The sequence below is a fragment of the Caenimonas sp. SL110 genome, from assembly GCF_001044395.1.
In the GTDB taxonomy this organism is placed as follows: domain Bacteria; phylum Pseudomonadota; class Gammaproteobacteria; order Burkholderiales; family Burkholderiaceae_C; genus Ramlibacter.
This window is the reverse complement of the sequence record NZ_JANU01000016.1, coordinates 146,319-172,422: the sequence shown is the minus strand read 5'-3', so window position 1 is coordinate 172,422 and position 26,104 is coordinate 146,319. Positions and strand designations below refer to the sequence as shown.

The 26,104-nt window shown below is 63.8% G+C and carries 18 protein-coding genes and 4 tRNA genes; 19 read left to right on the top strand and 3 right to left on the bottom strand.

The window, feature by feature from the left end; genetic code table 11:
* Positions 1–27: 27 nt before the first annotated feature.
* Positions 28–2,253 carry a 3-hydroxybutyrate oligomer hydrolase family protein gene (locus tag AQ12_RS11200; protein WP_048439968.1) on the top strand — a complete coding sequence of 742 codons (2,226 nt, stop codon included), beginning with the start codon at positions 28–30 and terminating at the stop codon, positions 2,251–2,253.
* Between the two features lie 65 nt (positions 2,254–2,318).
* Positions 2,319–3,230 (top strand): alpha/beta fold hydrolase, encoded by a 912-nt coding sequence (locus AQ12_RS11195; RefSeq protein WP_048439967.1) that lies wholly within the window; start codon positions 2,319–2,321, stop codon positions 3,228–3,230.
* Between the two features lie 110 nt (positions 3,231–3,340).
* Here the strand turns inward: AQ12_RS11195 and hemH are convergent, their stop codons facing one another.
* Complete coding sequence (gene hemH / locus AQ12_RS11190; protein ID WP_048439966.1) at positions 3,341–4,444, bottom strand: ferrochelatase; 1,104 nt, start codon at positions 4,442–4,444, stop codon at positions 3,341–3,343.
* A gap of 17 nt (positions 4,445–4,461) precedes the next feature.
* Here hemH and AQ12_RS11185 point away from each other — a divergent pair, with 17 nt between their 5' ends.
* Together AQ12_RS11185 and AQ12_RS11180 are read left to right on the top strand one after the other, a co-directional pair.
* The gene (locus AQ12_RS11185) at positions 4,462–5,154 is read left to right on the top strand and encodes an HAD family hydrolase (protein WP_048439965.1); all 693 of its coding nucleotides are present in this window, start codon (positions 4,462–4,464) and stop codon (positions 5,152–5,154) included.
* Between the two features lie 135 nt (positions 5,155–5,289).
* A complete protein-coding gene (locus tag AQ12_RS11180) occupies positions 5,290–6,033 on the top strand; it encodes a hypothetical protein (RefSeq protein ID WP_048439964.1) in 744 nt (247 codons plus the stop codon).
* On the opposite strand, the gene hpnD is transcribed toward AQ12_RS11180, so the two are convergent.
* Both hpnD and AQ12_RS11170 read right to left on the bottom strand, forming a co-directional pair.
* Entirely contained in the window at positions 5,975–6,814 is an 840-nt protein-coding gene (hpnD, locus tag AQ12_RS11175) for a presqualene diphosphate synthase HpnD (protein WP_048439963.1), read from the bottom strand. The genes AQ12_RS11180 and hpnD overlap by 59 nt on opposite strands.
* On the bottom strand, positions 6,811–7,860 hold the full coding sequence (locus tag AQ12_RS11170; protein WP_048439962.1) for a squalene/phytoene synthase family protein: 1,050 nt from the start codon (positions 7,858–7,860) through the stop codon (positions 6,811–6,813). Before AQ12_RS11170 ends, hpnD begins: the two co-directional genes overlap by 4 nt.
* A gap of 132 nt (positions 7,861–7,992) precedes the next feature.
* Between AQ12_RS11170 and AQ12_RS11165 the strand changes: the two genes are divergently transcribed.
* The 15 genes from AQ12_RS11165 (at position 7,993) to AQ12_RS11095 (ending at position 26,097) form a co-directional block, all read left to right on the top strand.
* Positions 7,993–9,138 carry an efflux RND transporter periplasmic adaptor subunit gene (locus tag AQ12_RS11165; RefSeq protein ID WP_082151543.1) on the top strand — a complete coding sequence of 382 codons (1,146 nt, stop codon included), beginning with the start codon at positions 7,993–7,995 and terminating at the stop codon, positions 9,136–9,138.
* Positions 9,139–9,159: 21 nt separating this feature from the next.
* Positions 9,160–12,393 carry an efflux RND transporter permease subunit gene (locus AQ12_RS11160; RefSeq protein WP_048439961.1) on the top strand — a complete coding sequence of 1,078 codons (3,234 nt, stop codon included), beginning with the start codon at positions 9,160–9,162 and terminating at the stop codon, positions 12,391–12,393.
* Between the two features lie 68 nt (positions 12,394–12,461).
* Positions 12,462–12,548, top strand: a tRNA-Leu gene (locus AQ12_RS11155).
* Positions 12,549–12,560: 12 nt separating this feature from the next.
* Entirely contained in the window at positions 12,561–13,823 is a 1,263-nt protein-coding gene (locus AQ12_RS11150) for a porin (RefSeq protein ID WP_048439960.1), read from the top strand.
* Positions 13,824–13,827: 4 nt separating this feature from the next.
* Positions 13,828–15,627 carry an acetate--CoA ligase family protein gene (locus AQ12_RS11145; RefSeq protein WP_048439959.1) on the top strand — a complete coding sequence of 600 codons (1,800 nt, stop codon included), beginning with the start codon at positions 13,828–13,830 and terminating at the stop codon, positions 15,625–15,627.
* On the top strand, positions 15,624–16,670 hold the full coding sequence (locus AQ12_RS22995; protein ID WP_161799020.1) for a tripartite tricarboxylate transporter substrate binding protein: 1,047 nt from the start codon (positions 15,624–15,626) through the stop codon (positions 16,668–16,670). The genes AQ12_RS11145 and AQ12_RS22995 overlap by 4 nt, the downstream gene beginning before the upstream one ends.
* A gap of 22 nt (positions 16,671–16,692) precedes the next feature.
* The gene (locus tag AQ12_RS11135) at positions 16,693–18,654 is read left to right on the top strand and encodes a tripartite tricarboxylate transporter permease (RefSeq protein ID WP_048439958.1); all 1,962 of its coding nucleotides are present in this window, start codon (positions 16,693–16,695) and stop codon (positions 18,652–18,654) included.
* Entirely contained in the window at positions 18,645–19,538 is an 894-nt protein-coding gene (locus AQ12_RS11130; protein WP_161799019.1) for a class I SAM-dependent methyltransferase, read from the top strand. The genes AQ12_RS11135 and AQ12_RS11130 overlap by 10 nt, the downstream gene beginning before the upstream one ends.
* A gap of 70 nt (positions 19,539–19,608) precedes the next feature.
* Positions 19,609–20,919 (top strand): trigger factor, encoded by a 1,311-nt coding sequence (tig, locus tag AQ12_RS11125; protein WP_048439956.1) that lies wholly within the window; start codon positions 19,609–19,611, stop codon positions 20,917–20,919.
* A gap of 185 nt (positions 20,920–21,104) precedes the next feature.
* Positions 21,105–21,713: an ATP-dependent Clp endopeptidase proteolytic subunit ClpP gene (clpP, locus tag AQ12_RS11120; protein ID WP_048439955.1), complete on the top strand. Its 609-nt coding sequence runs from the start codon at positions 21,105–21,107 to the stop codon at positions 21,711–21,713.
* A 123-nt stretch (positions 21,714–21,836) separates the two neighbouring features.
* Positions 21,837–23,102 (top strand): ATP-dependent Clp protease ATP-binding subunit ClpX, encoded by a 1,266-nt coding sequence (gene clpX, locus AQ12_RS11115; RefSeq protein ID WP_048439954.1) that lies wholly within the window; start codon positions 21,837–21,839, stop codon positions 23,100–23,102.
* 66 nt (positions 23,103–23,168) lie between these two features.
* Complete coding sequence (gene lon / locus AQ12_RS11110) at positions 23,169–25,619, top strand: endopeptidase La (protein WP_048439953.1); 2,451 nt, start codon at positions 23,169–23,171, stop codon at positions 25,617–25,619.
* Between the two features lie 61 nt (positions 25,620–25,680).
* Positions 25,681–25,756, top strand: a tRNA-Gly gene (locus tag AQ12_RS11105).
* Between the two features lie 86 nt (positions 25,757–25,842).
* Positions 25,843–25,916 (top strand) — tRNA-Cys (locus AQ12_RS11100).
* A gap of 89 nt (positions 25,917–26,005) precedes the next feature.
* A tRNA-Leu gene (locus tag AQ12_RS11095) sits at positions 26,006–26,097 on the top strand.
* Positions 26,098–26,104 lie beyond the last annotated feature (7 nt).

Below are 26,104 nucleotides of genomic sequence, written 5' to 3'. Positions count from 1 at the left end.
GTGCCTTTCCAAATGAAGGAGACTCAAATGAAGAAGACGAACTCTCGCCTGCAGCGTGCTGCACGGCTGGCTACGGTGACAGGCCTGGGCGCGATTGCGCTGGCGGGCTGCGGCGGTGGCGGTGGATCAAGCACCCCCGCACCCCTGAACAGCCTGCCGGACGGCGTGACGCAGCATTCGATGACGGTCTACGGCGCCACATCGGTGAGCAACGGCGCCACAGCCGCGCAGCAGGATTTGCTCACAGGCGGCATCGGCAAGACCGGCCTGGGCACCACAGCGGCCCCGACCTATGCGGACCCGCTCAACCCGACCGCGGCCGAGCTGCGCCGCAACGCGCTGCACTCCAACTACCGTGCCATTCTCGATCCGAGCGCCAACGGCGGCTACGGAACGCTGTACGGCCCCAACATCACTGCAAGCGGTTCCGTCACGTCCAGTGAAGGACTGATTCCCGGCCGCGAGTACCTCGCCTCGGCCGATGACGGCTCCGGCCGCAAACGCGTCGTGATGGCGGTGCAGGTGCCTGACAGTTTCGACGTTGCCAATCCGTGCGTCGTGCTGGGCGCATCGTCGGGTTCGCGCGGCGTGTATGGTGCCATCGGCACCGCTGGCGAGTGGGGCCTGAAAAAGGGTTGCGCTGTCGCCCTGACCGATGCGGGCAAGGGCGTGGGCCTGTACGACCTGATGGACGACACCGTGAACAAGGTGGACGGCCCCCGTGCCACGCGCGCGGCTGCCGGCGCGCTGAGTCACTTCGCTGCCAACGTGACCGATGCTGCACGCACTGCGTACAACGCGCTGTTCCCCAATCGCCTCGCACTCAAGCAGGTGCATTCGCAGCTCAACCCTGAAAAGGATTGGGGCACCGACACGCTGATGGCTGCGCGCTATGCGATGTTCGTGCTCAACGACCGTTACGGCACCGCAGAAAATCCGCTGCGCTTCAACGCGGCCAACACGCTGGTGATTGCAGGCTCTGCCTCCAATGGCGGCGCGGCGTCGCTGCGTGCAGGCGAGCAGGACGGCAGCGGTCTCATCGACGGCATCGTGGCCTCCGAGCCCGTCGCTGAAATGCCAACCGCCGCCGGCTACGGCATCACGCAGGGCGGCGTTGCGGTCGCCGGTTACGGCAAGACGCTGGCCGACTACGTGACCTACGGCAACATCTACCAGCCGTGCGCTGCGCTGGCTGCTCCTGCCGCACTGACCGAAGTCACGTTCTTCAACTTCATCGGCCTCGGTGGAATGACGGCACGTGCCACGGCGCGTTGCGACAGCCTGGCTGCCAAGGGCCTCGTTGCAGGCGCCACGACGGCAGAGCGCTCGCTCGACGCACTGAACAAGCTGCGTGCGTTCGGCTGGAGCCCGGAGAGCGACCAGATGCACAACGCGCATTACGCGCTGGGCAACGGCCCTATCCTGTCGGCGATGTACCCGGTCAGCTACGGGCGCTTCTCGGTGCTGGACAACGTCTGCAACACCAGCTTCGCGCAGGTCGATGCAGCCGGCATTCCGGTGGCAGTCAACCCGGCGACCAAGGCATTCAGCTTTGCGATTGCCAACGGAACGGCCAACGGCACGCCCGCATCGGTTGTCTACAACGACTCGGCCGCAGGCGCACGCGCATGGCAGTTCGCAGTTTCGCCTTCGACCGGCACGGCTGATTTCGGCCTGGACAACGCGCTGTGCCAGCGCGCACTGGTGACCGGAACCAATCCGGTGACAGGTGTCGCTCTTGGTGCAACCGCAACCACCACGCCGTCGCTCATGCCGAGCGCAGCCCAGAGCGCTGCCGTTCGCGCGGGCATCGCCGAAGTGCTGCTGACCGGCAACCTGCGCGGCAAGCCGACCCTGATCGTGAGCGGTCGCAGCGATGCGCTCGTGCCGCTCAACAACAACTCGCGGGCCTACGTGGCGCTCAACAAGACGATAGAAGGCAATGCCTCGAACGTGCGCTACATCGAAGTGACCAACGCACAGCACTTCGACACCTTCATCCCGCTGTCGGGCTTCGATACGCGCTTCGTGCCGCTGCACCCGTACTTCAACCAGGCGATGGACGCGATGTACGCGCACCTCAAGAGCGGCGCAGCCTTGCCAGCTAGCCAGGTGGTTCGCACGACACCACGCGGCGGCGTTCCGGGCGCAGCGCCTGCCATCACTTCGGCCAACGTGCCGGCGCTTGTGGCGGCTCCGACGGCCGGCAACCAGATCGGCTTTGCGGGCACGTCGCTCGCGGTTCCTAACTGATCGCAACGCCGGGCGAAAGCCCGGCGGCCCATGAGTGTCGGGCCAGGAAAGTGAAGGGTAAGGCGATGAACTACAGCTCCTGTTACGCGACCTGCGCGGGCCGCGAGATCCATTTCACCGAATGGGGCTCGCAGCACTCGCAGACCGTCGTGGCCTGGCATGGCCTGGCGCGGACCGGGCGCGACATGGACGAGCTGGCCGGGCACCTGTCTGCGCGGTACCGGGTGATCTGCCCCGACACGGTGGGACGGGGCCTGAGCCAGTGGAGTGCGGACCCGGTCAACGAGTACACGCTGGCGTTCTACGCGCGGCTGGCCGCTGAACTGTTCGATCGCCTGGACATCCAGCAAGCGCATTGGGTCGGCACGTCGATGGGCGGGGCCATCGGTACGGTCTGTGCGGCAGGGCTTTTGCAGCCGCAGCTCAAATCACGGATCAAGTCCCTCACCCTCAACGACAACGCGCCGCGCCTGGCAGATGCTGCGCTGGCCCGGATTCGTGCGTATGCAGGCAACCCGCCGGCTTTCGACACAATGGCGCAGCTGGAGGCCTTCTTTCGCGAGGTCTACAAGCCCTTCGGCTGGCTGAGCGACGCCCAATGGCGCCGGCTGACAGAGACCTCGGCGCGGCGCCTGCCCGATGGGCGCCTCACGCCGCACTACGACCCGCAGATGGTGCGCCAGTTCACCGACCACACCGACGACTACCTGATCTGGGACCACTACGACGCGATTCGCATTCCGGTGCTTTGCCTGCGCGGCGAGAACTCGGATCTGGTCCTTCGCGAAACGACCCAGGAGATGATGCAGCGCGGACCGGGGTTGCTCGGTCTTGCGCAGGTCGTGGAGGTGCCGGGTTGCGGCCACGCACCCGCGCTCAACGTGCCCGAGCAACTGGACCTGGTGACAGCGTTCATCGACCAGCATGCGCAGCAGGGGGAGTCAGCCCTGTCATGCCGGACTAGAGGTGGTATTTAGGAGTTTGTCATGGCGGACTCGATCCGCAATCCATCGATGATCAAGCACAGTCGCCGCTTCGCGGTGGATGCCGGATCGGAGTGCGGCATGACAGCCTTCAGGATTGCCTTTTACTGAGGCGCGCCCATTTTTATCGCCGCCGCACGTGACCGCTCAAGCGCCTGCGCATCGGGCATCTCGCGCGTGGGCCATCCGCCCAGGTGTTTTTCTGCGATCGCTCCCAGCGCAGCAATCCATGCGGGTTCATCGTTCAGGCAAGGGATGTAGTTGAATTCCTTGCCACCGGCCGCGATGAACGCCTCGCGGCCTTCCATGGCAATTTCTTCCAGCGTCTCCAGGCAGTCCGACGTGAAGCCGGGGCACACCACATCGACCCGGCCTTCGCCTGCCGCGCCGAGCTTTCGAAGTGTCGGTTCGGTGTAGGGCTCCAGCCACTTCGCCTTGCCGAATCGTGATTGAAACGAGACGCTGTATTGATCGGGTGCAAGGCTCAGCCACTCGGCCAGCATGCGGCCGGTCTTGTGGCACTCGCAGTGGTAGGGGTCGCCCAGCTGCAGCGTGCGCTCGGGCACGCCGTGAAAGCTCATGAGCAGATGACGTGGCCGCCCGTGCTCCTGCCAGTGGCGCTCGATGCGTTTGGCCAGCGCCTGCAGATAGCCGCGATCGTCGTGATAGTGGTTGACGAACCTCAGCTCGGGAACATTGCGCGTGCGCGCGGTCCAGGCGGTCACCGCGTCGATCACGCTCGCCGTGGTGGAGCCCGCGTATTGCGGGTAGGCCGGCAGGATCAGGATGCGCGTTACACCGTCGGCCTTGAGCGCATCGAGTTGCGATGCGACAGACGGTGAGCCATAGCGCATTGCGTAGCGCACCATGACCTGGTGGCCGCGTTCACCCAGCCAGCCGCGCAGCAGCGTGGCCTGTTTTTCAGTCCACACACGAAGCGGCGAGCCGTCCTTGGTCCAGATCGACGCGTACTTGTGCGCCGACTTGCCCGATCGCAGCGGCAGTATCAGTCCATACAGAATCGGCAGCCACACCAGCCGGGGGATTTCAACCACGCGCGGATCGCGCAGGAACTCGGCGAGGTATCGCCTGACTGCGGGGGCCGTGGGTTCGTCGGGGGTGCCGAGGTTGACATAGAGGATCGCGGTTCGGGCCGGTTGTCCGTGTTTGTAACGGGGCTCGGTCTGGGGGCTCGTCGATGGGGGCATGCGGTATTCTCACTGACATGCTCGACATTGCAAGAATCAAGGCCATCTCGCTGGACCTCGACGATACGTTGTGGCCCATCTGGCCGACGATCGAGAGCGCCGAGAAAGTGCTGCACGACTGGATGGGGCGGCACGCGCCGATGGCTGCGGCGCTTTTTTCCAATCCGTCGGCTCTGCGCGAAATCCGCAACCACATGGCCATGAGCCGGCCCGACCTCAAATACGATTTGTCCGCCGTGCGGCGTGAGTCGATCCGCCTGGCGCTCTATCGGGCCGGCGAGAACCCGCTGCTGGCCGAACAGGCGTTCGATGTGTTTTTTGCGGAACGCCAGCGGGTCACGTTCTTTGACGATGCCATGCCGGCCATCCGATTCCTGGCGCAGCGCTTTCCGCTGGTGAGCCTGTCCAACGGCAATGCCGATCTGGGGCGTGTCGGCTTGCAGCCGTTTTTTCGCGCGGCGATCAGTGCGCGCGAGTTCGGCGTGGGCAAACCCGATCCGCGAATTTTTCATGCGGCTGCTGGGGCCCTGGAGGTCGCGCCTGAGGAGGTGCTGCATATCGGTGACGACGCAACGCTCGACGCACTGGGCGCGCTCAATGCGGGCATGCAGGCCGCGTGGGTCAATCGCTCGGATCACTTGTGGCCGCATGAGCTTGAACCTCATGTGACGCTGACCAATCTCACCGAGCTTTGCGAGTTGTTCGAGTAAGCACGATCAGGCGCCGTCGCCGCTTCGCGGTGGATGCCGGATCATGTCCGGCATGACAGTCCAAGACCTGCGTATGGGCCGCATTTCAGGGTCCGCTCCATAGGATGGCGACCTTTCACAGGAAGGTCATCGCTCATGCAAATCAGAGGTTTTGGCCGGCTCTCGGCTGTGGCCGGTGTTGCGACTGCCCGGCGTTTCACCATCGTTCCTGCACAACGCCGTGCCAACCACGCAATCCCCATCAAAGGCGCGCCTGAGCGTGATCCGGTTGCCATCATCTGGACCCATCGAAAGGTCGCGATCGCGCAGGCGGGCTATCACGGCTGCACCCTGTCCCCCGGTGAAGTATTCAGCAAGGGCCTGCGCCCGATGGATGATGACCCGGCCTGCATGGGTCTTGCTGATGGTCCCGAGCAACGCCTGCTGGAAGTGCTGATCGATCACGCGTATGGCGAAGACGGTGGATTTGAGAACGCTGCCAGGCAGGGGCGGATGTTCTGCCACTCGACCCCGTTTGTGCCGACGGCCAAGGTGTTCAGTGCGACGCTTGAATTCACCGATCCGTACTATCACCCCAAGGACTCGCGCGAGCCCGCGATGCGTGTGGTCTACCAGATCGACATGGCCGCCATCGTGAAATCGAAAGGTCGCGTGTACTGCCTCAATTCGGAAGTAGCCGCGCCTTACCGCTGGGAGACTGAAGTCGTCGTGCTGGGCGCAGTCGCACCGCAATTCATCGTGCGCGCATTCATCATGAAGAAGAACGACTTCGACTGGGAGGTCGATTCGGAAATCGCCAACCCGAACTACCGCACGGGCCCTACATCCGGCCCAGCGCCTGCACCTTCCACGCCAGCCACAACTTGCGCAGGGGCGTGAGGCTGACGCGCTGGTTGAGCACCTTGAATCCATCGCTTTCGATCTCGCGCAGCAGCGTGCGGTAGATGCTGGCCATCATCAGCCCCGGTTTTTGTGCACGCCGGTCGGGTTCCGGCAGCATGGCCAGAGCCTCGTCGTACAGGCGATGCGCCCGCGCCGCCTGGAACTGCATCAGGGCCACGAAGCGATCGGAGTAGATGCGGTTGAGGATTTCGTGGGCCTTCACGTCGAACTGCTGCAACTCGTTCACAGGCAGGTAGATGCGCCCGCGCATCGCGTCTTCGCCCACATCGCGAATGATGTTGGTCAGCTGGAATGCAAGACCCAGGCGGTGCGCATAGTCGGTCGTGCGCGGGTCGGTCTGGCCGAAGATGCTCGCGGCCACTTCGCCCACGACGCCGGCGACCAGATGGCAGTAGCGCTCCAGCGCGATGAAGTCCAGGTAGCGCGTCTGCTCCAGGTCCATCTGGCAGCCTTCGATCACGGCCTGCAACTGCTCCTGGCGGATGTTGAAGGTGCCAGTGCTGGGCATCAGGGCCTTCATCACCGGGTGGCTCGGGGAGCCGTCGAACGATTTGGCAACCTCGGAGCGCCACCATGCGAGCTTGGTCTGCGCCACGCCGGGGTCGGTCACTTCATCAACGACATCATCGACTTCGCGGCAAAACGCATAGAAGGCGGTGATGGCCGCGCGGCGCGGCGCCGGCAGGAACAGGAAGGCGTAATAGAAGCTGCTGCCTGAGGCGGCGGCCTTTTGCTGGACGTACTCTTGCGGTGTCATGGCCGCGGATTGTCCCATCCGTCTGTGTCACCCGCGCCGCGCAGGCGCATGAACTGCTTCCACAGGGCATCGCGCCCACCCAGGGTCAGTGCGAGGCGCAGCATCACCGCGCGCACTTCGCGTCGCTCCATCTTCACTTTGCGTTCCATGGAGCCGCGTACGCCCGCTTCGCGCAGCAGCGCCAGCGTGCGCGCGCCCAGCAGCGCCGGCAGCGCACTGGCGGCTCGCACGCGCGCGCTGTTGACCGCGTCTGCGTAGCCCATGCCGTCGTCCAGGCCCTGCTGCGCCTGTTCCATCCAGCGTGACCAGATCGGGGCGAGGGCCTCCGGCCGTTCGGCAATCGTGGCCGGTGTGATGCCCACCTCGGACAGTTCATCGGCAGGCAGGTAGCAGCGGCCGTTGGCGAGGTCGGCTGACAGGTCGCGCAGGATGTTGACCAGTTGCAGTGCCTGCCCGAACGATTGGCCCAGCGATCGCATCTCGCGCTCGTGGAGATTGGCGAAGTTGGGCAGGTGTCGCACGCACAGGCGCGTCCAGAACTCGCCCACGCAGCCTGCGACCAGCCAGGTGTATTCATGCAGGTCGGACGCCGATGGCAGCGCGATGGGCGCCTGGCCCGGCGATGCGAATCGAAGGACATCCTGCTTTTGTCCGCGCGTGATGTGCCTGAGAACCTGGCGCACATCAGCCTTGTCCGGGGGTTGGAGTTCGTCCAGCCAGTGAAGGCACTCGGGCAGCGCCATGAGAAGCGCGCGCTCATGGATGTCGTCCTGATAGGGCAGCACGGCGGCGGCGAGCAGGCTGGCAGCTTCGGGGTCGGGTGGGGCTTCTATTAACGCAATGAGCGCATCGAGGCGGGCCGCTCTTTCGTCTGCCGGCAGGCGCGATGTATCCGCGATGGTGTCGGTGGCGCGCGCGAGCAGGTAGCCCACGGCGATCGGAAGGCGCAGCTGCCCGGGCAGCACGCGGATCGAGAGATAGAAAGACCGGGATACCCCGCGCAAGAGCGACAGCAGTTCGGGTTGGAGCAAGGGCGCGCGAGGCATTGGTTGAACCCGTCATTGTCGCTTGACAAGGCTCAGCGATTCTCATAGATTACTAACCGGTCAGTCAGTAACGAACTGATCCAGCCCGATTTCTCCGCATTGCCACCCTGTATTGATACCCCTAGGACTGCCATGCCCCAGCTGACCTCTCATGGCCGCGCTCGTGTTGTTTTGAGCCTGGCTCTCGCAGCCTCTGTTGCCGTTCTCACTGCCTGCTCCAAACCCGCGCCTGCGCCCGAGCCCATCCGGTCGGTCAAGGTCATGACCGTTGGCGTGGGCAGCATCCAGTCCGTCCATGAGTTTTCTGGCGATGTGCGTGCCCGGGTCGAGTCCCGCCTGGGGTTTCGTGTGGCCGGCAAGATCGTCAAGCGCCAGGCTGAGCTCGGCCAACACGTGAAGGCCGGTCAGTTGCTGGCACAGCTCGATCCGCGCGACTACCAGCTTGCAGCCGATGCCGCCCGCGCGCAGGTCGCTGCGGCATCGACCAATCGCGATCTGGCGGCCGGAGATTTCAAGCGCTACGCCGCCCTGAAAGACCAGAACTTCATCAGCGGCGCAGAGCTGGAGCGCCGCGAGACCACACTCAAGGCCGCGCAGGCGCAACTCGACCAGGCCAGTGCGCAGCTCGCTTCGCAGGGCAACCAGGCGGGCTATGCCAATCTGGTAGCCGATGTTTCGGGCGTGATCACCGCAGTCGAGGCAGAGCCGGGGCAGGTGGTGACGGCGGGCACGCCGGTGTTTCGCATCGCGCAGGACGGCCCTCGCGATGTCGTGTTTTCGGTGCCGGAAGACAAGGTCGCGGCGATCAAGCCGGGGTCCGATGTCACGGTGCGGGTATGGGCCAGCGAAAAGACGAACCTGAGCGGCAAGGTGCGCGAAGTCGCCGCCAGCGCAGACCCGGTGACGCGTACCTATTCGGTCAAGGTTGCGCTGGAGGCGGGAGTTGCAGCGCCGCTGGGCGCCACAGCCTACGTGTCGCCGCAAGCGCTCAGCGCCGTGGGAACCCCGGTGATCAAGTTGCCCACCAGCGCGTTGCGCAAGGACGGGCAGGGGACCGCAGTCTGGGTGCTGGACAAGGCCACGATGACCGTGAAGTCACAGCCGGTTCAGATTGCAACGGCCGACGGCAACGAAGCCGTGATCGCAAGCGGTTTGCAACCCGGAATGCTGGTGGTCTCTGCCGGTGTGCACGTGCTTTCGCCGGGCCAGAAGGTTGCGATCTACCAGGACAAGCTGGCAAGCAGCGCGGCCGTGGCGCTCACTGCGTCCAGCAAATAAAAGCAGGGCGCAGGGGTGACCATGACAGAGCAGAAAGCACAAGCGCAGCAGCAGCCGGCAGACGCCGCGCGGGTGCAGCCCAGCGAGCGTTTCAATCTTTCCAGGTGGGCGCTGGAACATCCGGCCCTCACGCGCTACCTGATGATCGTGCTGATGATCCTGGGGGTCGCGTCGTACTTCCAGCTGGGGCAGGACGAGGACCCGCCGTTCACCTTCCGTGCGATGGTGGTTCGCACCTACTGGCCGGGCGCAACCGCGCAGCAAGTGGCCGAGCAGGTGACAGACAAGCTGGAGCGCGCGCTGCAGGAAGCACCCTACGCCGACAAGATCCGCAGCTACTCCAAACCGGGCGAGTCGCAGATCATTTTCCAGATCAAGGATTCGTCCAAGGGCTCTGAGGTCGCCAACGTCTGGTACACGGTGCGCAAGAAGATCGGCGACATGCGCGGGCAACTGCCGGGCGGTGTGCAGGGGCCGTTTTTCAACGACGACTTCGGCGATGTCTATGGCGTGATCTACGCGCTGGAATCCGATGGGTTTTCTTACGCCGAGCTCAAGAGCTTTGCAGACGACGTACGCCAGCAGCTGCTGCGTGTACCTGATGTCGCCAAGGTGGAGTTGTTCGGCGCGCAGGAAGAAAAGCTCTTTGTCGAGATTTCGCAGAAGCGATTGGCCCAGCTCGGCCTGGACTTCAACCAGGTGCTGGCCCAGCTCGGCCAGCAGAATGCGGTGGAGTCCGCTGGCGCAGTCCAGACGCCGCTTGACGTGGTGCAGGTGCGAGTGGGCGGCCAGTTCCAGGCCGTCGAGCAGTTGCGCAGTATGCCGATCCGAGGAACTTCCGGCAACCAGATCAAGCTGGGCGACATCGCCGAGATCAAGCGTGGCTATGTCGACCCGCCGGTGGTGAAAGTGCGCCACCAGGGCAAGGAAGTGATTGCGCTGGGCGTGTCGATGGCCAAAGGCGGCGACATCATCCGGCTGGGCGGTGCGCTCAAGACCGTCTCGCGTCGCGTTGAAGACGGCTTGCCCGCCGGCATCAAGCTCGTGCAGTTGCAGGACCAGCCGCGGGCTGTGTCGAACTCGGTCAATGAGTTTGTCAGCACGCTGATTGAAGCCGTGGTGATCGTGCTGGCGGTGAGCTTCATCGCGCTCGGGTTTCACAAGCGGCCCGACTCTGCGGCGCTGCCACTGTGGAAGCGCTATTACATCGACATGAGGCCGGGCCTGGTCGTGGGCATCACGATTCCGCTGGTGCTGGCGGTCACTTTCCTGGCGATGGATTTCTGGGGCATAGGCCTGCACAAGATTTCGCTGGGTTCGCTCATCATCGCGCTGGGCCTGCTGGTCGACGACGCCATCATTGCGGTGGAAATGATGGTGCGCAAGATGGAAGAGGGCTACGACAAGGTTCGTGCCGCCACGTTTGCCTACGAGATCACCGCGATGCCCATGCTCACCGGGACGCTGATTACTGCTGCGGGGTTCCTTCCGATCGGCATGGCGAAATCGACGGTGGGCGAATACACCTTCGCGATTTTCGCGGTGACGGTGGCGGCGCTGGTGCTCAGCTGGCTGGTGTCGGTTTACTTTGTGCCGTACCTGGGCACGCTGATCCTGAAGGCGCCGCCCAAGGCTGCGGCCAACGCAGTCAGTGGCGAAGATCACCACGAACACTTCGACACGCCGTTCTATCGCACCTTTCGCCGCGCGGTGAACTGGTGCGTCGAGCATCGCTGGATCACGATTGGCGCAACCATCCTGATCTTTGCGCTGGGCATCGTGGGTATGGGCAAGGTGCAGCAGCAGTTCTTCCCCGATTCGAGCCGGCCTGAAATCATGGTCGACATCTGGTTTCCTGAAGGCACATCGTTTGCGGCAAATGAAGAGGTGACCAAGCGCGTCGAGCAGCGCCTGCGCAGTGAAGCCGGCGTCACTGGCGTGAGCACCTGGATCGGATCGGGAGTTCCCCGCTTCTACCTGCCGCTCGACCAGGTCTTTCCGCAGAGCAACGTTTCGCAGTTCATCGTGATGCCCAGGGACCTGAAGATTCGCGAAACGCTGCGGGTGAAACTGCCTGCGCTGCTGGCCACAGAATTTCCTGAAGTGCGGGGCCGCGTCAAGCTGCTGCCCAACGGCCCGCCCGTGCCGTACCCGGTGCAGTTTCGCGTGGTCGGGCCTGACCCTGTTGCATTGCGCGAACGCGCCGATGAAGTGAAGGCGATCATGCGTGCCAGCCCCAACACGCGAGGCGTCAACGACAACTGGAACGAGTCGGTCAAGGTGCTCAGGCTTGAGGTCGATCAGTCCAAGGCGCGAGCACTCGGCGTGACGAGCCAGTCGATTGCGCAGGCGTCCCGCACGATTCTTTCCGGCACCGCGATCGGGCAGTACCGCGAGGGCGACAAGCTCATCGAAATCTTGCTGCGGCAACCGCTCGACGAACGCAATGCCATCACCGATATCGGCAATGCCTACCTGCCCACGGCGACGGGCAAGTCGATTCCGCTCACGCAGATTGCCAAGCCGGTATTCACCTGGGAGCCGGGCGTGATGTGGCGCGAGAACCGCGACTACGCCATCACCGTGCAGGGCGATATCGTCGAGGGCCTGCAGGGAGCGACAGTGACCGCTGAACTGATGCCCAGGCTGAAAGCGCTGGAGGCGAAGTGGCCGCTGGGCTATGCGATCCAGGTCGCAGGCGCAGTGGAGGAGAGCTCCAAGGGGACCGGCTCCATTGCAGCGGGCGTGCCCATCATGCTGTTCATCACCTTCACCTTGTTGATGCTGCAACTGCATAGCTTCAGCCGCGCGATGCTGGTGTTCATCACCGGTCCTCTGGGAATCGCGGGCGTCGCTGGCGCGCTGCTGCTCCTGGGGCGGCCCTTTGGTTTCGTGGCCTTGCTCGGGGTGATCGCACTCATGGGCATGATCCAGCGCAACTCGGTGATCCTGATCGACCAGATCGAGCAGGACCGGGCGCGCGGTGTGCCGGCCTGGGATGCGATCGTGGAGTCGGCGGTGCGCCGCTTGCGTCCCATCGTGCTGACGGCGGCGGCTGCGGTGCTGGCGATGATTCCGCTGTCGCGCTCGGTGTTCTGGGGGCCGATGGCGGTCGCGATCATGGGCGGGCTGATCGTGGCGACGGTGCTGACCTTGCTCGCGTTGCCTGCGATGTACGCCGCATGGTTCCGGGTGAGGCGAGACGAGACGCCCAAGACTGCATCTGCGGCCGAAAGCGCCATGGTTCCCGCGTAAAATCGCGCTGGACCGAAATTCACGCGGGCCGCCAGGCGACTGGCTGCCCGCTTTGCCTTTCAGGGCAAGCGCGGGTGGCGAAATTGGTAGACGCACCAGGTTTAGGTCCTGACGCCAGCAATGGTGTGGGGGTTCGAGTCCCCCCCCGCGCACCACCAAGGACATCGATGATCCCCGCCTGCAAGCTACCCGCCGCCTTGCTCTTCGTCATCGGCGCCTGTGCCCTTCCGGCCATCCCGGCATTTGCCCAGGAACCAGGCCCATCGCCTTTCGAGTTCTATTACAACCTCTACCCCGAGTGGAAGGTGCAGACCTTCGGCACGCCATCGACGGCTGGAACGAACGTCGGCAACATGGGGACGCTGCGCAATGACCGGGTCGTGCTCACGTCCAATGCCAACCCGAAAGCCGACACAGAGGACCATGAGTGGTCCAACTCTTACATCGGTTTTCGCGGCACCTTTGCGCAAGGCACCTTGAGCTTCGGCTATGACGTGCAGGGCCTCGTCGATTTCCAGGGCAGCTTCCAGGAAAATTTCCGCACCCGTGACGCGTTCGTGTTTGTCCAACACGGCAACATCGGACGTTTCATGCTGGGCCAGATGGACACGGTCTACAAGGACTGGGGCGACCCGGTGCGAATGCTGCGGGTGAGTTCCAGCAACATCGTGTCCACATCGCGCATCGTGTCGGGCGTGGGCTGGCGTGCGGCAGGCGAGGCGTCGTTCAACAACCGAACGAACCGCATGCTCACCTGGGTCAGCCCGAAGTGGTCCGGCTTCAACCTGGGCGTCTCGCACGCGGTGCGGCCGGTCGAGACAGCGACGCGGCTCAAGTCCACGCTGACCGCAGTGGGTGTGCAGTGGCGGGACGGCCCCTGGTATGCGGCGCTCGTCACCGAGCAGCATCGCGACTGGCTTCCCATGAGTTTCGGGCCTGATGCACCTGCGCCTGCGGCAACGTCCATCAAGAACCCGGCAGCAACCGCGACTTCGCGCGACCACGCATGGCGGCTTTCCGGCGCGTGGATCAAGGGTCCCTGGCGCGTAGGCTCCGACATCGCACGCATGCGCTACAGCGAATCGGACAGCGTCGCCGGCGGTGGGCCGCCGGGCAAGTTCAGGTCGTACGGCAACGTGGCCGCGCAGGTGAGCGCCGAGTACAAGCTGACCGCCAGGCTGCGGCTCGCGGCCAATCATGCGCGTGCTTCGGCGGGCAGCTGCAGCCTGAGTGGCGGTGTCGCCTGCAGCACGCGTGGACTCGGCGGCAATCACACCAGCCTGGGCGCGATGTACAGCGTGACCGATATCCTCCATGCGTTCGTGCTGGCGACCCACACCCGCAACAATCCGGGCGCGCAGTACGGATCGTCCGCGCAAGGCGCGAACACCAGCGCCTACGCCATCGGAATCCAGCTGAGCGCGAGGTAGCCGGGTGCTCGAACTGCTCAAGCCGGGCCAAGTCTGGCGTCCGAAGCGGGGCCTGGGCTATGGGCTGCTGCAGCAGTCGGTGGTGGGCGTGGTGTCGCTCGATGCACGCGCCATCCACGGGCTGCCGCGGCTGGAGGCGGCGCTGCCGGATTTCGTCGATGAACCCGTGCCTGCGCCGCGACAGGGGCAGCCAGCCGAAGAACGCCTGTTGACGCTGTTTGCATTCGTTCATGCTGCGATCCAGCGCGAGGGCCGCATCCCGGTCAGCAACCCATTCCATTTGCAGCGTCGACAGCTACAGGCGGGGCAGGCTCCGTCGTTCGACTTGTGCCTTCCGGCTGCTTCGTTCGAGGCATCGCCACTGGCGCTCAAGTGGGCCCGCACCCTGTGCAATGGGCTGCTGCAGGGTGCGCAAGGCGAACGCCTGGCGTCGCTGCATACACTGCGCCAGGAAGTGCTCGACCAGCTGGCGCGATTTGCCAACCCCAGCGTCAACAAATACTGCATCCTGCTGGCGGCCTATCGCCTGCGCGTGCCTGTGTTGACCTTCGACATGGAGGTGATGCAACTGGGCACCGGCTGCCACGCCCGGTGGATGGAAAGCAGCCTGACGGACCTGACGCCTGCCATCGGCGTACGCTTTGCCAAGCTCAAGCACCACACGGCACGCGTGCTGCGAGCCGGGGGCTTGCCCGGCGGTGAACACAAGCTGGTCGGCACGCCGCAAGAGGCCGTCGAATGCGCAGCGCAACTGGGGTATCCGGTGGTGGTCAAGCCGGCTGATGAGGACCGGGGCGTCGGTGTCTCGGCTGATCTTCGCGACGATCACGCGGTACGGGGTGCGTGGGAAGCCGCGCGTGCGGTGTCGGCGAACGTGCTGGTCGAAAAATTTGCGCCCGGCCTGACGCACCGGTTGACTGTGTTCCAGGGCGAGGTGATCCGCGTGTCGCGGCGCATCGCCGGTGGCGTGACCGGTGACGGCATTCGAAATGTGGCCGAGCTGGTCACGCTGGCGCAGCAGACCGAGTTGCACAGGCGCTCGCAGCGGCGTCATGGCGAGGCGAAGCTTGCGCTCGACGAAGAAGCGATTGGCCTGCTGGAGCAGGAAGGGCTGCAGGCGTCCCACGTTCCTGCGGCCGGCGCGTATGTGCGCCTGCGGCGGCGCGACAACATGAATGCGGGTGGCTCCTCGGAGACCATCCCGCTCGGCGACGTTCATCCGGCCAACCTGCAACTGGCACGGGATGCGGCCCGGTTGATGCGGCTGGATTTTGCGGGTGTGGACCTCATCACCACGGACATCGCCTCGAGCTGGCTGGAGGTTGGCGGCCTGATCTGCGAAGTGAATGCCAAGCCCCAGATGGGCGCACGCAAGGAGCCCGAACTCTGGGACCGCGTGGTGTCCGAAATGGTCGGGCCCTGCAGCCGCATTCCGGCGCGACTGCTGATCGTTGCCGATGACGACGCGCGTGAAATGGCAGCCGTTCGGGCCCTGGCGAGCCAGGCGCCCACTACTTCGGTGTCGAGCCGATTCGGCCTGTGGATCAACGGCCAGCGAAGCACCTTGCAATTTGCCAATGGTTTCGCTGCGACCCTGGCGCTGCTCAGGCGCACCGATGTGACCGCAGCAACCTGCCTGATGAGCCTGGGCGACCTCGAGCGCAAGGGCTTGCCGCTCGACCTGTGGGACAGTATCGAAAGTGCAGAGCCGTTCGATCCGCAAAGTGCGCAAGGCAAGCGGCTGCGCGCGCTGATGGCGATGGCCCGTCGTCACATCAAGACCCAGGTTCAAGGAGTGTCATGAGTAGTTCCATCCGGCGTGGATTGCTGGCAATGGTGATCGCTTCGTTTGCAACGATGGGCGCTGTCACGCCCGTCAGCGCTGCCGAGTGCACCGCTGTCTTCGCGCGCAAGAAGATCACGCTGGTCGTGCCTTTCAAGCCGGGCGGCGGCTACGACGCGTATGCGCGAATGCTCGCGCCTGTCCTGCAGGAGCAGACGGGTGCGCGCGTGTCGGTCGCCAACATGCCCGGTGCCAATGGAATGATCGGGGTGAGGGCGGTTGCGGCTGCGCCGGCCGACAGCCTGACACTGGGCGTGTTCGACTTGAGGGACGTGATCGTGGCACGCCTGACCGACAGCACATTGCCACCCGCTTCCGACTTCACTGTGCTCGGTTCGGTGGGAACAACCCATGGCGTCTGGGCCTCGCTCGAAGGCGGCGCATCGCTCGATGGGTCCGGTGCGCTGACTGCGGGCATGGCGACCGGTATCGTGCCCCGCGTGCTGCTGCCGGCCATGCTGCTCGGGCGCGAGGTGCAGGTCGTGCGCGGTTTCCAGGGCATGTCCGATCGCTGGCTTGCGCTGCTGCGCGGCGACGTCGATGTGGTCGATGGCTCGCACGACACGGTCTCCCGGCTTGTGTCCAGCTCGCCGGGTACCCGGCCGATCCTGGTGCTTTCCTCGAAGTCGCATCCCGCCTTTGCCGGTGTGCCACACCTGGCCGGGCCGGATGGACTGGTCGCGCAGCGAAGCCGCCAGCTCGACGCGGCCGCCCGACGCACCCGGCTGGAACTGGCCGGACTTGCGGCAGAACTTTCTGCATCCGAGCGCACCATTGCCGTCGCTAAAAAGGCACCCCCCGCGGTTCGTGCCTGCCTGGAGCAAACCTTAGAACGCGCGCTGCATGGCAACGCGCTGCGCGAAGCGGCTGCAAGGCAAGGGCAGGCACTGGAGCCGACGCGTGCGCCTGTCGTGCGCGATCAACTCGGCCGCATCGAAGCGGCGGTCGCGCGCAACCTGCCGCTGCTCAAGCAACTCGCCGCCAAGGCCGGTCCCGCCTCATGACACGGGCCGCCCCGTCGAAGCCGTGAGCTGGTCCGAGGCATTTCTTGCCGGTGCCGGCAATGTGTTTTCGTGGCCGGGCATCCTGATCCCGGTTGCCGGAACGCTGCTGGCCATGGTCACGTCGTTCCTGCCCGGCATCGGCAATGCGAGCCTCGCGGTCCTCGTGCTCGTTGCGACGATGAGCTGGGACCCGGTGTCGGCGCTGCTCATGTTCGGTGCGTTGACTGGCGGCGCGACCTTCATGGGTTCGATCACCGCGATCCTCTTCAACATCCCCGGCAATGTGTCGAGCACGCCCACGCTGCTCGACGGTCACCCGATGGCCCGGCAGGGTCTCGCACGGACGGCGATTGCATGTGCCGCGACGGCTTCGGCCGTTGGCTCGTTGTTTGGTGTGCTCGTGCTGCTGGCGGTGTTGCCGGCGGTGCAGCCGTTGCTCTTGCAGTTCGGCCCGCTCGAACGCCTGCTGGTCGGCCTGTGGGGTCTGGTCACCATCATCGCGATTCCCAGCTCGTCCCGATTGAAAGCCGCAGCGATGACTGCGCTCGGGCTTCTTGCAGCTTCGGTCGGAGTCGATCCGGCCAGCGGACAGCCGCGCTGGGATTTCGGGCTGCCTGCCATGTCGCAGGGGTTCAACATCGTGGCGGTGATGCTGGGCCTGTTCACGTTTGCCGAGCTGGTCGAGTGGATGCGCAAGGTGCATCTCGAAAAGGCCGGACCCGCGACTGCCTCGCCGCAAGACTCGACCCGCAAGGGCATCCGCGCGGTGTTCCAGCATTGGGGCCTCACGCTGCGATGCTCGGCCATCGGCACGCTGGTGGGAATGATTCCGGGTGTAGGCGGCACGGTGGCGGGGTTCGTTGCATACGGGCATGCGGCGCAAGGCGCGCGCGACAAGTCGTCTTTCGGCCAGGGCGATATACGCGGAGTCATCGCACCGGAGGCGGCCATCGATGCGAAGGATGGCGGCTCGCTCCTGCCGGCGCTGGCATTCGGGTTGCCGGGCAGCGAGGCGGGCGTCGCGCTGATTGCACTGTTTGCGATTCACGGCATCGTGCCGGGCATCCCCATGCTCACCACGCAGCTTCCCCTGACCTTCACATTGATCTTCGCGCTGCTGTTTTCCAACATCCTGACCTCGATCGTCGGCGTCGCGCTCACGCCGTGGCTGGCGCGGCTGCGCGATCTTCGAATCGACCTCATCGCATTGCCGTGCCTGATCGCGGGTCTCGTGACCGTGGTCCAGGTCAATGGCCAGCTGTTCGATCTGTACACGGCGGCGGGCTTTGGCATCGCGGCGTATTTCTGGCGGCGCCACGACTGGCCCCGGGCTCCATTCGTTATCGCGTTCATCCTCGGCAGCCTGATCGAAACCAACCTGACATTGACCGTGCAGCTTGTGGAACTGGGCCGGGTACAGCCGCTGGAGCGTCCTGCCGCCCTGGTGCTGGGCGTGCTGATCGTCCTGTCGCTGCTGTGGATGCGCAGGAACCGTACGTCCGGGCGCAAGGCGGACAGGGCGGGCAAGGCGCCCGATGCTGATTTGCCTCTGGGTGCGATGGTCATCGTTGTGGCGGGCTCACTGCTGGCGATTGCACTGGCAGGCGGCGCCTCGTACACGGGATATGCCAAGTCGGTGGCGGCAGGCGCGTTCCTGCTGGTGGCTGCTGTGCTGATGCGAGCAGTCATGCAACGCAAGGCAGCCGCCCCAACCGGCTTCTGGTGGACGCCGCTGGCGCCACCGCCTGCGCATCGGCTCCCGCTATGGATAGTCGCTGCGCTGCCGGTGCTCGTCTGGGCGACGGGCCTGGTCGCGGGCATAGCGCTCACCGTGTTTGCATGGCACGCGTTTCGGGCGGGGCGCCCCGGCGCGAAATCGCTGGCTGTCGCCGCAGCCCTCAGCGCTGTCTACGCGGCGCTGATCTTCTGGTTCGTCAACGAGGTGGCCGATGTAGCGCTGCCGCAGGGATGGTTATGGCAATAACGACAGATCAAGACAACAAGCCAGTGGCGCACATCGAGCCGCTGGAGCAACTGGCCCGCTTCAGCTGGGAAAACGCGAGGTCGCTGTGCCGGCCCGAGGACGGCTGTGTTGATTACCACCAGACCTGGAGCATGGTCCGCCTGCTGCAGCTGGGCGGTGCTCTGCCGGCGGGCGTGGAATTCTTCCGGCGCGAACTTGGAGCGCTTGCGCTGGCGGGCAAGACGCGTGTGCTGGTGTCTGGCGGCGCCGATGCCGGAGTGACAGCCATGGTTGCGCACAGCTATCTTGCCGTTGGCGTGCAGCCTCACATCACATTCGTTGATCGCTGCGAGACGTCGTGCGAGCAGAACCGAATGCTCCTGCGCGAACTCGGTATCGAGGGCGAGGTTCGCTGCATGGATGCCACGCAAATCGATGGCGGCCCGTTCGACGCGATCGTGTGGCATTCGTTCCTGCACTTTTTTGACGGGGTGCAGCGCACGCTGCTGCTGGGCGCATGGGGCAGGGTGCTGGCGCCGGGTGGTGTGATGGTTATGTCCACGCCGTTGGCACCGAACGACGCCGAGTGGACGCGGATCGCCGATCCAGTGTCCATTGAAGAGCGGCGCAGCGCCCTGGTCGCTGCTGCTGTGCATGCCGGCTGGCCTCATCAGGAGGCGACCGAGCTGGGCGCGCGGGCCGCAGCCGCATGGTCGGTCTCGGGACGCAGGGCGCCTGCGCTGACCCGGCAGGTCTTTGTCGATACGTTGGCGCAGGCCGGGTTCGAGCTGCGAAGCATCGATATTCATGAGCCCATCCCGTCGCCCAGCAATCTGGGCACGCCCGTGGGCAAGCGCCGCTACAGGGCCGAGGCGATTGCCGTGCGTCCCGGAGCGCTCAGTTAGAATCGAGAGCTTTGTCGCGCGGGCCGTTGAGGGCTGCGCACCCCCCGAATTCCTGCAAGAGAGACTCATCATGGCCGTGAACGTGGAAACCCTGGACAAACTCGAACGCAAGATCACGCTGACGCTGCCCGTCAACGTCATCCAGTCGGAAGTCGATAGCCGCCTCAAGCGCCTGGCGCGCACCGTCAAGATGGACGGCTTCCGCCCAGGCAAGGTGCCCATGACCGTTGTGACGCAGCGTTATGGTTACTCCGTTCACTACGAAGTCATGAATGACAAGGTCGGCGAGGCGTTTGCCGTTGCCGCCAACGAAGCCAAGCTTCGCGTTGCGGGCCAGCCCAAGATCACCGAAGCCGAGCAGTCGCCTGAAGGCCAGCTCGCTTTCGATGCCATTTTTGAAGTCTTTCCTGAAGTCGTCATTGGTGACCTGGCCACGGCCGAGGTCGAAAAGCTGCAGACCGAAGTCACCGAAGCTGCCATCGACAAGACCCTGGACATTCTGCGCAAGCAGCGCCGCACGTTCTCGCAGCGCGCGCAGGATGCCGGCGCCGAAGCAGGCGATCGCGTCACCGTCGACTTCGAAGGCAAGATCGACGGCGAGCCGTTCTCCGGTGGCAAGGCAGAAGACTTCCAGTTCATCGTCGGCGATGGCCAGATGCTCAAGGAATTCGAAGAAGCCGTTAGCGGCCTGAAGACTGGCGAAAGCAAGACGTTCCCGCTGGCTTTCCCCGAGGACTATCACGGCAAGGACGTTGCCGGCAAGCAGGCCGACTTCATGGTCACCGTCAAGAAGCTCGAAGCTGCGCACCTGCCCGAAGTGAACGAGGCGCTGGCCAAGTCGCTCGGCATTGCCGATGCAACGGTTGAAGGCCTGCGCGCCGACATCCGCAAGAACCTCGAGCGCGAAGTGAAGTTCCGCCTGCTCGCCCGTAACAAGACCGCTGTCATGGACGCGCTCGTGAGCAAGGCCGAGCTGGACTTGCCCAAGTCCAGCGTGCAGGCCGAAGTCGATCGCATGATCGAAAGCGCCCGCGCCGACCTGAAGCAGCGCGGCATCAAGGACGCCGACAAGGTGCCCGTCCCCGAAGAAATGTTTCGCCCGCAGGCCGAGCGCCGTGTCCGCCTGGGCCTGGTCGTTGCCGAGCTGGTTCGCTCCAACGAACTGCAGGCCAAGCCCGAGCAGATCAAGCAGCATGTGGAAGAGCTGTCGGCCAGCTACGAAAAGCCTGCTGAAGTGGTCCGCTGGTACTACGGCGACAACCGCCGCCTGGCCGAAGTGGAAGCCATCGTCATCGAGAACAACGTCACCGAGTTTGTGCTCGGCAAGGCCAAGGTTGTCGACAAGACGGTGTCTTTCGACGACCTGATGGCGCAGCAGTAATCGAAGCTGGTCATTGCGGGCTCGACCCGCAATGCATGTATTCGATGTCGGGGCCGCTGCGCGGTGGATGCCGGGTCAACCCCGGCATGACAGCTTTTCGGGGCTTGTCAAAGGTCTGGCAGTCCCCATGTGCTTTTGGAATACAGTAATCCTCCTGACGAACCGAAAGCGAAAGTCAATTCCCAATGAGCGCACTTGATACCCAGGCCCTCGGCATGGTGCCGATGGTCATCGAGCAATCCGGCCGCGGCGAGCGGTCGTATGACATCTATTCGCGCCTGCTTCGCGAACGTGTGATTTTCCTGGTGGGCCCGGTCAACGACCAGACGGCCAACCTTGTGGTGGCGCAGCTCCTGTTCCTGGAGAGCGAGAACCCGGACAAGGACATTCACTTCTACATCAACAGCCCCGGTGGCAGCGTGAGCGCCGGCATGGCGATCTACGACACGATGAATTTCATCAAGCCGCAGGTCTCGACGCTGTGCACCGGCATGGCAGCCAGCATGGGCGCGTTTTTGTTGGCTGCGGGCGAAAAGGGCAAGCGTTTTGCGCTTCCCAATTCCAAGGTCATGATCCATCAGGTCCTGGGCGGCGCGTCCGGCCAGGCGACCGATATCGAGATCCATGCCAAGGACATTCTCAAGACCAAGGCGGTGATGAATCGCATCCTTGCCGAGCGTACGGGCCAGCCGATCGAAAAAGTCGAGCGCGACACCGAGCGTGACTACTTCCTCGATGCCGAGGAAGCCAAGGCGTATGGCCTGGTGGACCAGGTGCTTGCCAAGCGCGCCTGAGCGCCCTGACGCCGCGCGACCAGTCGCGTTGGGCGGTTGCAGCTCAGCAACGGCGCCTCCCGTCACGGGGAGGGCGCCGTTTTTATTTCGGTATCATTGAATCTCCATATAAGGCAAGTCCCAATGGCCGACAAAAAAGGCTCATCCAGCGAGAAAACCCTCTACTGCTCCTTCTGCGGCAAAAGCCAGCATGAGGTGAAGAAGCTGATCGCCGGGCCTTCCGTTTTCATCTGCGACGAATGCATTGACCTGTGCAACGAGATCATCCGTGATGAGTTGCCTGCGGGCGATGAGGCACGTGAGCAGCGCACCGACCTGCCGACACCCGCCGAGATCAAGGCCAACCTCGACAACTACGTGATCGGCCAGGAGCCGGCCAAGCGTGGGCTTTCAGTCGCGGTCTACAACCATTACAAGCGCCTGCGCCACAAGGAAAAGGCCAAGAAGGACGATGTCGAGCTCACCAAGAGCAACATCCTCTTGATCGGTCCCACCGGCTCGGGCAAGACCCTGCTGGCCCAGACACTGGCGCGCATGCTCGACGTGCCTTTCGTCATGGCCGATGCAACGACCCTGACGGAGGCCGGCTACGTCGGCGAAGACGTCGAGAACATCATCCAGAAGCTGCTGCAAAGCTGCAACTACGAGGTTGAGCGGGCGCAGCGGGGCATCGTCTACATCGACGAAATCGACAAGATCTCTCGCAAGTCGGACAACCCGTCGATCACGCGCGATGTGTCCGGCGAAGGCGTGCAGCAGGCGCTGCTCAAGCTCATCGAAGGCACGATGGCCAGCGTGCCGCCGCAAGGCGGGCGCAAGCACCCCAACCAGGATTTCCTGCAGATCGACACGACCAACATCCTGTTCATTTGCGGTGGTGCGTTCTCGGGCCTTGAAAAAGTCATCGAGCAACGCACCGAGGCGTCCGGCATCGGCTTTGGCGCGTCGGTCAAGAGCAAGGCGCAGCGCAGCCTCACGGACGTGTTCCGCGAAGTCGAGCCGGAAGACCTGATCAAGTTCGGCCTGATTCCTGAACTGGTGGGGCGCATGCCGGTCGTTGCGACGCTGTCGGAGCTGTCCGAAGACGCGATGATCCAGATCCTGACCGAGCCCAAGAATGCGCTGGTCAAGCAGTACGGCAAGCTCCTGGCGATGGAAGGCGTGGACCTGGAAATTCGGCCCAACGCGCTTCGCGCCATCGCACGCAAGGCGCTTGCGCGAAAGACGGGTGCCCGGGGCCTGCGATCCATCCTGGAGCAGTCGCTCATCGATACGATGTTCGAGTTGCCCAATGCCACGAACGTCGACAAGGTGGTCGTCGACGAGTCGACCATCGATGAGGGCAAGCCTCCGTTGCTGGTTTACCGCGAAGCGGCCAAAAAGGCCTGATCGGCCTGGGTTGAAAACGAGCGTACCCGTTCCATATTGGAGGGGTAGCTCCCATAAAGGATTCCAATGTCCGGCCACACTCCACTGCCACCGATTGCCATCGACCTGCCGCTGCTTCCGCTGCGCGACGTCGTGGTCTTTCCGCACATGGTCATCCCGCTTTTCGTTGGACGGCCCAAGAGCATCAAGGCGCTGGAAGCTGCGATGGAGGCCGAGCGCCGCATCATGCTGGTGGCGCAAAAAGCCGCTGCAAAAGATGAGCCGCTGGTCTCCGACATGTTCGAGGTCGGTTGTGTCTCCACCATCTTGCAGATGCTCAAGCTGCCTGACGGCACCGTGAAGGTGCTGGTAGAGGGCCAGCAGCGCGCCGTGGTGAACCACATCGAAGATGGCGAAGCGCACTTCACCGCCAATGTCACGCCAGTTGAAATCGCCGAGCGCGATGCGAAGGATCCGAAGTCCAGCGAAGTCGAGGCCCTGCGCCGTGCCGTGATGCAGCAGTTCGACCAGTACGTCAAGCTGAACAAGAAGATCCCACCCGAGATCCTGACGTCGATCTCCAGCATTGATGACCCGGGTCGCCTGGCAGACACCATTGCGGCGCACCTGCCGCTCAAGCTCGACAACAAGCAGATCGTGCTCGACCTGTCTGATGTGAAGCTGCGTCTTGAGAACCTGTTCGAGCAGATCGAACGCGAAGTCGACATCCTGAATGTCGACAAGAAAATTCGCGGCCGCGTGAAGCGCCAGATGGAAAAGAACCAGCGCGACTTCTACCTGAACGAGCAGGTCAAGGCCATCCAGAAGGAACTGGGCGAAGGCGAAGAGGGCGCGGACATCGAGGAGATCGAGAAAAAGATCAAGCTCGCCAAGATGCCCAAGGAAGCGCGCAAGAAGGCCGACGGCGAGCTCAAGAAGCTCAAGCTGATGTCGCCGATGTCGGCTGAAGCCACCGTGGTGCGCAACTACATCGAGGTGCTCACCGGCCTGCCGTGGGCCAAGAAGACCAAGATCAAGCATGACCTGGCGCTCGCCGAAAAGGTCCTCAACGAAGACCATTACGGCCTGGACAAGGTCAAGGACCGCATCCTCGAATATCTCGCGGTCCAGCAACGTGTGGACAAGGTGAAGGCACCCATCCTGTGCCTGGTCGGCCCTCCGGGTGTGGGCAAGACGTCCCTCGGCCAGTCGATCGCCAAGGCCACGGGTCGCAAGTACGTGCGCATGGCCCTGGGCGGCATGCGCGACGAAGCCGAGATTCGCGGCCATCGCCGTACCTACATCGGCGCGTTGCCGGGCAAGGTGCTGTCGAACCTGAACAAGGCCGGCACGCGCAATCCGCTGTTCCTGCTGGACGAGATCGACAAGCTCGGCACGGATTTCCGTGGCGACCCGTCGAGCGCGCTGCTCGAAGTGCTAGACCCCGAGCAGAACCACAAGTTTGGCGATCACTACGTCGAGGTTGATTTCGACCTGTCTGACGTGATGTTCGTGGCCACGTCCAATTCGATGAACATCCCTCCGGCCCTGCTGGACCGGATGGAAGTCATTCGCCTGTCGGGTTACACCGAAGACGAAAAGACCAACATCGCGCTGACCTATCTGTTGCCCAAACAGATGGCCAACAACGGCGTGAAAGACACCGAGCTGCTCGTCACGGAAGATGCAGTGCGCGACATCATTCGCTACTACACCCGCGAAGCCGGTGTGCGTTCGCTTGAGCGCGATCTCGGCAAGATCTGCCGCAAGGTCGTCAAGGGCTTGCTGCTCAAGACGTACACGCCGCTTGTGACGGTCAATGCCGAGAACCTCAACGACTTCCTGGGCGTGCGCAAGTTCAGCTACGGTCGTGCGGAAGCGCAGAACCAGGTGGGCCAGGTCGTCGGCCTGGCGTGGACTGAAGTCGGCGGCGACCTGCTGACCATTGAGGCGGCGGTCATGCCCGGCAAGGGCGTGGCGACCACCACGGGTTCGCTGGGCGACGTGATGAAGGAATCGGTCGCCGCAGCCAGGTCGGTGGTGCGCAGCCGTGCGCGCCGGCTCGGAATCGCGGATGACGTCTTCGAAAAGAAGGACATCCACATCCACGTGCCCGATGGCGCGACCCCCAAGGACGGCCCGAGCGCCGGCGCGGCAATGACCACGGCTCTTGTTTCCGCGCTCACCGGCATTCCGGTGCGGGCCGATGTCGCCATGACAGGCGAGATCACGCTGCGCGGCGAAGTCACTGCTATCGGCGGCCTCAAGGAAAAGCTGCTGGCTGCACTTCGTGGCGGCATCAAGACGGTGTTGATCCCTGAAGAGAACACCAAGGACCTGCAGGAGATTCCAGAGAACGTGAAGAACGGGCTGGAGATCGTGCCGGTCAAGTGGATCGACAAGGTGCTGGAAGTTGCGCTCGAGCGCATGCCGACGCCGTTGCCGGATGATGAGCCGGCAGTCGCAGTTGCGGCTCCGATTGCACCTGTGACCGAGGGCGCGCCGGCGGTTCAAACACCGGGATCCGTGAAGCATTAGAAAGTTGATTGCGAACCTTGAGATGGCGCAAAAAAGTGCGCTATAATTCGAGGCTCGAAATGCGGGAATAGCTCAGTTGGTAGAGCGCAACCTTGCCAAGGTTGAGGTCGAGAGTTCGAGACTCTTTTCCCGCTCCATATTTTCGAAAAAGGGAAGCTGATGCTTCCCTTTTTTCTGTGTGATGCAAGCCGTGATGAACACGGCGGCAGGTCGTGATGAACACGGCGCGCTAGCCAAGCGGTTAGGCAGAGGATTGCAAATCCTTCTAGATCGGTTCGACTCCGGTGCGCGCCTCCAGAATGTCCAGAAGCCCCGGCGAGTTCGTCGGGGCTTTTTTGTTGGGACGCGCTGCAATCGCGATCACAATCAGTGCGGAAATCCCGCCAGCCTCGATGGTGAAATTGGTAGACACAGCGGACTTAAAATCCGCCGCTTCGTGAAAACGGGCGTGCCGGTTCGACCCCGGCTCGAGGCACCAATCCGCA